The organism is Clostridium sp., assembly GCF_040797585.1.
GTDB lineage: Bacteria > Bacillota > Clostridia > Clostridiales > Clostridiaceae > Clostridium_Z.
Map to the genome: position 1 here is coordinate 1 of NZ_JBFNEO010000111.1, position 9,228 is coordinate 9,228.

8 protein-coding genes and 1 pseudogene are annotated in these 9,228 nt (G+C 29.3%); 8 read left to right on the forward strand and 1 reads right to left on the reverse strand.

Annotation, left to right across the window (positions count from 1 at the left end; genetic code table 11):
* The 8 genes and pseudogenes from AB2369_RS08345 to AB2369_RS08380 all read left to right on the forward strand — a co-directional run.
* Positions 1 to 201, forward strand: a pseudogene (locus AB2369_RS08345) (ABC transporter permease); the annotation flags it as partial.
* Between the two features lie 2 nt (positions 202 to 203).
* Positions 204 to 1,301 (forward strand): ABC transporter permease, encoded by a 1,098-nt coding sequence (locus tag AB2369_RS08350; RefSeq protein ID WP_367666024.1) that lies wholly within the window; start codon positions 204 to 206, stop codon positions 1,299 to 1,301.
* 191 nt (positions 1,302 to 1,492) lie between these two features.
* Positions 1,493 to 1,963 (forward strand): DUF1648 domain-containing protein, encoded by a 471-nt coding sequence (locus tag AB2369_RS08355; protein ID WP_367666025.1) that lies wholly within the window; start codon positions 1,493 to 1,495, stop codon positions 1,961 to 1,963.
* A gap of 547 nt (positions 1,964 to 2,510) precedes the next feature.
* Positions 2,511 to 4,241: an ASKHA domain-containing protein gene (locus AB2369_RS08360; protein WP_367666026.1), complete on the forward strand. Its 1,731-nt coding sequence runs from the start codon at positions 2,511 to 2,513 to the stop codon at positions 4,239 to 4,241.
* A gap of 15 nt (positions 4,242 to 4,256) precedes the next feature.
* A complete protein-coding gene (locus AB2369_RS08365) occupies positions 4,257 to 5,123 on the forward strand; it encodes a uroporphyrinogen decarboxylase family protein (RefSeq protein WP_367666027.1) in 867 nt (288 codons plus the stop codon).
* A 27-nt stretch (positions 5,124 to 5,150) separates the two neighbouring features.
* Positions 5,151 to 5,810, forward strand: coding sequence for a corrinoid protein (locus AB2369_RS08370; RefSeq protein WP_367666028.1), 660 nt, complete (start codon positions 5,151 to 5,153; stop codon positions 5,808 to 5,810).
* A gap of 12 nt (positions 5,811 to 5,822) precedes the next feature.
* Complete coding sequence (locus tag AB2369_RS08375) at positions 5,823 to 6,860, forward strand: methylcobamide:CoM methyltransferase MtbA (protein WP_367666029.1); 1,038 nt, start codon at positions 5,823 to 5,825, stop codon at positions 6,858 to 6,860.
* Between the two features lie 259 nt (positions 6,861 to 7,119).
* Positions 7,120 to 7,503, forward strand: coding sequence for a hypothetical protein (locus tag AB2369_RS08380; protein WP_367666030.1), 384 nt, complete (start codon positions 7,120 to 7,122; stop codon positions 7,501 to 7,503).
* Between the two features lie 218 nt (positions 7,504 to 7,721).
* On the opposite strand, the gene AB2369_RS08385 is transcribed toward AB2369_RS08380, so the two are convergent.
* Positions 7,722 to 9,228: methyl-accepting chemotaxis protein (locus AB2369_RS08385; protein WP_367666031.1), on the reverse strand; the 1,507-nt coding region annotated here is incomplete at its 5' end.

Consider the following 9,228-nt stretch of genomic DNA (forward strand, 5'->3'; position numbering starts at 1 on the left):
CCTTTAAAAGATGTTACAAATAAAATTTTCATAACCCTATCTAATTTTTCCCCAGGAAGAATAATTTCAGAGGCCTATAGAAGTGCTATGCTATTTAACTCCTTTGAAAAAATAGATAAATATTTAATTACTATGATAATTATTTCAATAGCTATGTATGGAATAAGTTTAATAAAAGTTAAAATTAGATGGGAGGAATAAATATGAAGTTCTTAACGATGATATGGGTTAACTGTAAAAGATATTTTAAAGACTATAAAAATATAGTCCTAATGTTTATTTTTCCTATAGTATGTGTGGCCATGATAAACTTTCTAATGGACAATACTAAAAAAGGACTAGATGCTAAAGTAGCAATGGTAAATTTAGATAAGGGGAATTTAGGAAAAGAACTTATAGAAGACTTAGAATTAAAAGGATTTTATAATAATACAGAGGAAGGGTTAGAAGAATTAAAAAACTATAATATAGTAGCCCTATATGAAATACCAGAAAACTTTACAGAGAGTATAAATAAAAATATAAAACCTACTATTAATTCATATAAGATTGAAGAAGGAAATAATACACTTTTATTTGAAAATCAAATAGAGGATAAAATAAATGTTTTATTAAAATATGAAATTTTAAAAAGCAATAATATAATAGATACAAAAGATGAATTAGATAAAAATATTATAGATATTGAGTATAAAGTGAAAGAAGGATTTTTAAGTGCAGAAGGTTTTACTCCTATACTGCTTATAATGTTTTTCTTAATTTCTTTTTCATCTAATATAAGTTCTGATTTATTAATCTTAAAAAAACAAAAAATACTAGAAAGATTTTTATCTACCAGCAATAGTGGATATAAGATAATGGGAAGTATATATATATCCATGGTAATTACACAAGCAATAATGTATACAGCTTCATTTGTATTTATGCAGATAATTTTTAAATTAAACTTTGAGAATTTTGGAATATTAATATTAAATATTATCTTAATGAGCATAGTATCCATAAGTCTTGGAGTAATGATTAGTAGAATATTTAAAGAGGCAGAGGTTGCAGGCTTAGTTATAATCATGTTATCCATTGTTATGTTCTTCTTATATATTATAGGACTAGTAGGGGAAACATCTACTAAAATTCCTCAGATAGTTGTTATATTAAGCAAATTTACTCCATTCTATTGGGCAATTGGAAGTATAGAAAGTTCAGTTATCTTCCCTAATATATTTGTGTTAATACTTATAGCTTTAACCTTCTTTAGTGCAGGAAGTATTAAGTATTCAACCTTTGCTAAAAAGGAAGAATAGAAAAATAAGTAGATTTAAAAATGAATAATTCAATTTTAAAGAGAGAAAGGAGTTCTAGAAGAATATAAAACCATAAGATATACATTTTATTGAATTTATCTCATAATAAGCATATTATATAATTATAGCCATATAGATATTTGTAAAATATTAAAATGTATAAGAGTTATAATAGTTTGGAGGGATAAAGAATGAAATTAAAGTATGGTAAGTTTCAAATTCTTTTAGAGATAATAGGTATCATGGTCCTATTAGCCTTCTTTATTTTTATCATAACAAGTTGGGGAGATATTCCTGAGAGAATACCAGGTCATTATAATGGATTAGGAGAGATTGATAGATGGGTAAGTAAAAGTCAAATACTAGTTCCTCCTATTATTGGACTGCTAATGTATCTTGGACTTACAATAATAACGTTTTTCCCAAAGATATGGAATGTTCCTTCAGGTAAAAAAGAAGAAAATAAAAATGCTATTTATCAGTGTGCTAAGACTATGATAATAGTTCTTAAGGTAGAGATAATAAGTGCTTTCTTTTATATAACTTTTCATTCAGCTAATTCTTTAGAATTACCAAAAGCATTTTTACCAATAGAGCTTTTTATTATATTTGGGTCCTTAATTTTTTTCACTGCTAGGAGTTTTTATCTAGGCAAAAAATAAGATGGGATTTATTAGGTAATTGAGGATTTAAGATGTACAATCTTTAATGTATCTAAGAGATGAATTAATAGAAGAACATGTTTATGATTATCTATTGCTAAGAGTTTGGTGGAAAAAATGGGAGGAGATATTAACTATGAGTTAAGAGGAAGTATGCTTTATATAACTTGTGAGTTTAATATATTGTAGTATATGTTGAATGAAAGCTTATGCGTTTAAAGAATAAAAAATAATTATTAGGATTTGTATTTTTAAATTTTAATTGCAAATTCTAAATTGTAAACTATATAATGAATCTTTTCAATAATAAACATTGTAAGAGGTATTGAATTTTAATATCTCTCATAGTGTTTTTCTTTTTTGTTAAGTTATTTCTCTTTAAGAATTATTGTAGAGTTTATCTTTTTAAAAATAGAATTAGATTTAACATAAGTATTATGAAAATCTATAGGTAGGATACATTATATTACAATACAGCATATTAATTGTATAGAATTTAATTTTGAAATAATATAAGGGTATATAAATATTTTTATATGGAGGGAATATGTGCAAGGTTTACTTTAGTCAATATGATAAAGAAATAGAAGTCAAAGAAAATAGTTTACTTATAGATGTTATACGTAAAAACGGATTTGAACTAGAGACTCCCTGTAATTCTAAAGGTATATGTGGAAAGTGCAGGGTTAAAGTATATGGAATAAAGTCAGAGCCCAGGGAAGAAGAGAAGAAATTTTTAAGTAATATTAACGAGAGATTAGCCTGTCTTACAAGGGTTAATGAAGATATTAGAGTGGAATTTTTACTGGATAAAGGTAAAGTCTTAAAAACAATAAATGAAGGCTATTCTTTATTAGATGTAGAGTTAGATAGTAGGGTACATATTAAAAATTTTAAAGAAATAGATTTAAGTAAGTTAAAAAGTTATATGGAGGATTTAGAGCTTAAGGTAAGAGATCTTCAGATTATAAAAACCTTAGGAAATTTAGATAGGAATCATAAAAGAGATTTTTATGGGGTGATTTTTGAAGATACCATTATAGATTTATTAGAAGAGAAAAGAGAGATTCTAGGAATAGCTTTAGATATAGGAACCACAGGAATATCTGCGTATCTTTTAAACTTAGAAAATGGACATGTGATTAATAGGACTTCTGAATTGAACCCACAAACTGTATTTGGGGGAGATGTTATATCACGAATAAGTTTTGCTATGGAAGAGAAAGATGGAATTTATAAACTTCAGAAGGTAATGGTGGATAAAATAAATGAAATTATAAAAGAATTATTAACTGATAAGTTTAATAAAGAAAATATATATAACTTAGCTGTATCAGCCAATACCACTATGCTACATATGCTACTAGGGATAAATCCATCATCTATAGCAAAGGCACCATATAAAGCTGTATTTTTAGACAGCCTCGATTTAAACCCTATAGATTTAGGGATAGAGATAAATCCTAAGGGGGTTATAACTATATTACCTGCCATATCTTCCTATGTAGGAGCTGATATCACCTCCGGACTAGTAGCTATAGATATAGAAAGTTATAAATCCTTACTATTTATAGATATTGGAACCAACGGAGAAATAGTTTTACTAAAGGATGGAAAGCTTTTCTCTACCTCTACTGCAGCAGGACCAGCTCTTGAGGGGATGAATATAAGTTGTGGAATGAGGGCCGAAAATGGAGCTATAGAAGGATTTTCCTTAGATGAAAACTTTAATATTTCCTATTCTACTATAGGAGAAGTAGAACCTAGAGGCATATGTGGGAGTGGGCTTTTAGATATAACTGGAGCCCTTATAAATCTTAAGCTAATAGAACCAAGTGGAAGATTTTCTAAGAATATTCCATATGAGCTAAGCCATAATTTTAGGGATAAAAAGTTTTATATAACAGATGAAATATATATTTCCCAAAAGGATATAAGGCAGATACAGTTAGCTAAAGGGGCAATAGCTTCAGGGATAAATATGCTTTTGAAAGAAATAGATTCTTCTATAGAAGATATAGATCATGTAGTGATAGCTGGTGCCTTTGGATATCATCTAAAAGAAGAAAGTATAAAATCCGTAGGTATAATACCTAAGGGGTTTAAAGGGAATATGAAGTTTGTAGGAAATTCTTCAGTGGAGGGAGCGAAAATAGCATTATTAAATAAACATAAGCTTTCTAAAATGTTAGATATAAAAAATAAAGTAGAAGTGGTGGATTTAAATAGTAAGGATTACTTTCAGAAATATTTTGTGGAAGCTTTAAATTTTAAGTAATAAGAGGTGTTTAAGGTGAAGAATTTTAAATGCTCAGGAGAAGATAATGAACATATACCTTTGGAGATTTTAGAACTGGGAATAAGATTCCCGGAGGCTTATAGTGAAAAGAAATCTATGATAAAGCTATCGAAAGAGTTTAAAACTTATAGAAAGGATAATATTTATTTCCTCCCCTTTTGCTTAACCATTTTACCAGAAGCTTTTGGAGCACAAATAAACCTAGGAGATGAAAAATATCTACCAAGGGTTAAAGAGTATGCCATAAATTCCTTAGAGGATATAGATGATTTAAAGGAAATAGATTTTCAAAGTGGCAGAGTAAAACAGGTATTAGATGCTATAGAAGAGCTTAAAAAAGAATCAAACTATGTAGCTTTAAAGGTAGAAGGCCCTTTTACAGTTATTACATCCATAATGGATCCTAGAATATTTTATAAATTACTAAGAAAAGACAGAGATAAGGCATTAGACATAATAAATAAGGTGGAAAAGGGGATCTTAGAATATATAGATAAAGCCATTGAAAGAGGAGTAGATATAATATCCTATGGAGATTCCAGTGGAGTAGAGTCTATTGTAGGTAAGAATGTATATAGAGATTTTAGTGGGATTAGTACATTAAATGTAGTAAAAGAGTTTAGTAGATGCAATTATAAAGGAATACTACATCTATGTGGTCTTACATCTCTAAGCTTATATAACAATGGTTTTATAGAACTAGTTCCTATAAGATATGATGAAAATTTAACTTATGGACAAGGATTAATAAATATTATGAAAGATAAAAATCATCCTAAAGTATTAGGGGGACAATGTATAAAAAATACTAACAGGTTACTAAAAGAATCCTTAGCTTATAAAGTAGTTTTAAAAATATAATTTTAAATTTACGGGGGGAAGAAAATTATGAAAGATGCAGAGTTATTACTTAATTTAAAAGAAAGTGTAGTTAATATGGAGGAAGATGAGACTAGGGAACTATCAGAAATATGTATAGAAGAAAATATAGAGCCTTTTAGGGCTATAAGTGAAGGACTAGCTATGGGTATGAAGGAAGCTGGAGATTTATATGAGGAGGGAGAGTATTATATTCCAGAACTTTTAATGTGTTCTGATGCTATGTATGCAGGACTTGAAGTTTTAAAACCTAAGCTAAAAAGGGAAGGTAAAGATAATAATTTAAGAGCTATTGTTGGAGTAGTAGAGGGAGATACCCATGATATAGGAAAGAACTTATTTAAAATAATGTTAGAGACTAATGGATTTGAGGTACTAGATTTAGGGCGTGATGTATCACCTAGGGAATTTATAAAAAAAGCTAGGGAATTTAATGCAAATTTAATTGGCATGTCTACCCTTATGACTACCACTATGGATAATATGCAGGTGGTTATGAACTTACTTAAAGAAGAAGGGATGAGAGACAACATTGTGGTTATGGTAGGAGGAGGACCTATATCTCAAAACTTTGCAGATAAGATAGGAGCAGATGGATATGCACCGGAGGCCTCAAGGGCAGCTAAACTTGCAAAAAACCTTGTGAAGGAAAAATGCTTAAGTGCTTAAGGAGATGTAGAGATGTTAACACCCAAGGAAAGGTTATTTAAGGTTCTTAAAAATGAGAACGTAGACAGACCACCCTGTATATGCCCCGGGGGAATGATGAATATGATAATTGAGGAGCTTATGGATATAAGTAAAATAAATTGGCCAGAAGCTCATAGTGATGGAAAGCTAATGGCTGATTTAGCCTATAGTATGTATGAAAATGGTGGATTTGAAAATTGTGGAGTTCCCTTCTGTATGACAGTGGAAGCAGAAGCTATGGGGGCGGTAGTTTCTTTAGGGAATAAAATTAATGAGCCTAGGGTAACAAATTATGCTATTAATTCTATTACAGATTATAAAAGTTTAAATAATATAGATCTAAATAAAGGAAGAGTTAAGGCGGGTTTAGACTCTATAAAAATTCTTTCAGAAAGAGATTTAGATATTCCAATTATAGCAAATATAACGGGACCAATAAGTCTTGCATCCTCTATGATGGATCCTATAAATTTTTATAAGGATTTAGTTAGGAAAAAAGAAGAGGCTCATAAGTATATGGAAGTTGTAACAGAGAATCTAATAACTTTTGGTAGAGCACAACTTCAGGCAGGGGCAGAAGTTCTTGCAATATCAGATCCCAGTGGTACCGGAGAAATATTAGGACCAAAATTATTTAATGAGTTTGCTATTTTTTATATAAATAAAATAGTTGAAGCCTTAAGACCTTATGCTAAAGGAGGAATAATAGTTCACATATGTGGGAAGCTGAAAAGTGTATATAAAAGTTTACAAAACCTAGAATGTGATGCCATAAGCTTTGATTCTATAACCAGCGTTAAAGAGGTCAAGGAGAATGTTAAAGGCAGAGCTATAATGGGGAATGTTAGTACCCTTACATTATGTAAGGGAGAGGAGAAAATAATAAAGAATATATCTAATTATTGTATAAAAAATGGAGTAGATATATTATCACCAGCCTGCGGGTTAGGTACAACTACACCACTTAATAATATTAAAGTTATGGTAGAAGAAGCAAGGAATTTATCTTTTAAAGTTATAGAGATATAGATATCTTAAAAACTTTAATATCTATTAAACTTTTAATAAACCTTATATTTTAGGTTCTTAATAAGGAATCAAAGATTATGCATTCATAGTTTTAGAAAGCTACAATTTAAATAGAGTAAAATCCATATATAAATTGAAATTTAAATTTATTGGAGATATGTAATTAAGTAACTTTTAAAGAAACTTTTCCATATATAGGTACAAAGAGTAGATTTTTAAATAGATTATATTATAGAGAGATTTGTAAAAGGAGTAATGTATGTTTGGAAGATTTTCTATAAATGATAATTTAGACTCATCAAATGATAAAGATGTTAAGTTTACTATGAAGGAATTTCCTGACAAATATTGTATATATGGTAATCTACCAGGAGTGGGTTCAGATGACATAAATATCTATTATGACGATGATTATATAAAAATTTCGGTAAGGGTAAATAAATCAATGAGTAGAGGGGGATTTGGAGGATCCTTTACCGTTAATCAAGCTAGTAATGTATCTAAAGAATTTTATGTACCTAAAATAGAAGTTAATAAAATTAAGGTAGACTTTGATGGGTTTAAACTGGCTTTAATGGCTCCAAAGATAATGAAATATAGTAAGAGATCTATTATAGAGGTAAAGGACTATACTGTGGAATAATATAAAAGATAAAGATGTAGTATACAGAAGTATTTTTAATGAAACATTAAATAATAATTTCTAAAATAAAAACTATGAGTACATTGAATTCAATCAATGCTCATAGTTTTTTATTATATTTATATGTAATTAATAGTTTAACATATGATGACTAGGGAATTGTTTTCCCATAGTCATCTATATCTTAGGAAAATAAGATTCATTCTATATCTACTCATCTACACCTTAAATTTCTCAATTAATAGATTTAGATTTTCTGAAGAGAGTTTCAGATTCTCAGCTTGTACATCCATCTCTTGTAATCCAGCAGATTGTTCTTCAGAGGCTGCACTTACTTCTTCTGTAGTTGCAGCGGTTTCTTGAGATACTGCTGCTACCTCTGAGATTTTAGTAACCACTATATCCTTACTATCATTTATTTTATCTAATGAAATAGCAAACTCTTTAATATTTTCTTCTAAGGTATTAATCATATTGTCTATAATTGAAAACTTATCTTTTGTTATTTCTAAGCTTTCACCAGTTTCCTCATTTAACTTCTTAGTAAAGTGAGCTTCATCATAAAGTTCCTTTATACTTCCTTTTATCTCTTCAATCACCTTGTTTATCTCTAGAGCAGAATTTGCTGATTCCTCTGCTAGCTTTCTAACTTCTTCTGCAACTACAGCAAATCCACGACCAGCTTCTCCGGCTCTTGCTGCCTCTATACTTGCATTTAAAGCAAGGAGACTTGTTTGTTCTGTTATTGATTTTATAGTATCAACTATAAGACCTATTTCTTCAGATTTATGAGCTAATAAGTCCACTTTGTCTGATATGGCATTACTGGACTCTGTATTTCTTTCATAGTTAGAGCTAAGGGTTTCTATAGATGAGGCTCCTTCTGTTGAAGACTCCTTAACTTCATAAGAAACCTGAAGCATTTTCTTAGAACTAATTATAGATTTATTAATTTCATCCTCTAAGCTGTTTACTATGTTTACACTTTCTTCTAACTGAGAGGCCTGATCTGTAGCTCCTTCTGCAATCTGTTGTACAGATTTTGATACCTCTTCTCCTACATGTATTGATTCTCTTATTACACCAAATAACGTGTCTGATCCTTCATTAACATTATTAGAAGCATCTTTAACTCCTTTTAATAGAACTGACATGTCATCTATCAAAGTATTTACCCCATCAATCATAGAAGATATTTCTATATTATAGTGAGGTTTTAATACTGCTTTCTCTGTAAAATCTCCATCCTTTATCTTATGTAATATATTTACAACATCCTTAATAGGATTTGTTAAATTACCCGTAAATATTCTTGCTACTATAACTGTACCTATAAGAACAAGTAAAAATATAGTAATAGGGAATATCATACCCTTTAATACTATATTAAAGATTTCATTTTTAGGAACAAAGGTTGCTAAAGTTAATCCAGTTTTTTCATCTATTTCTTTATAGACTAAAAAGGATTCATCATCTAATATAATATCCTTACTTGAGTTATTCTCTATTTCTTGCACTTCTTTTATCCATGGAACATCCTTAGAATTCTTACCAATTAGACTTTTATCAGTGTCGGCAATAATAGTACCACCACTACTTAAAACAGATGCAAAGGCATTATTTCCAAGATCTATACTAGTTACAGTATCTGAAAGTTTATCAAGTTTTTTATCTATTGCCATAACTCCTTCGATTTCACCATTTGCATTTTTTACAGCTTTGGAG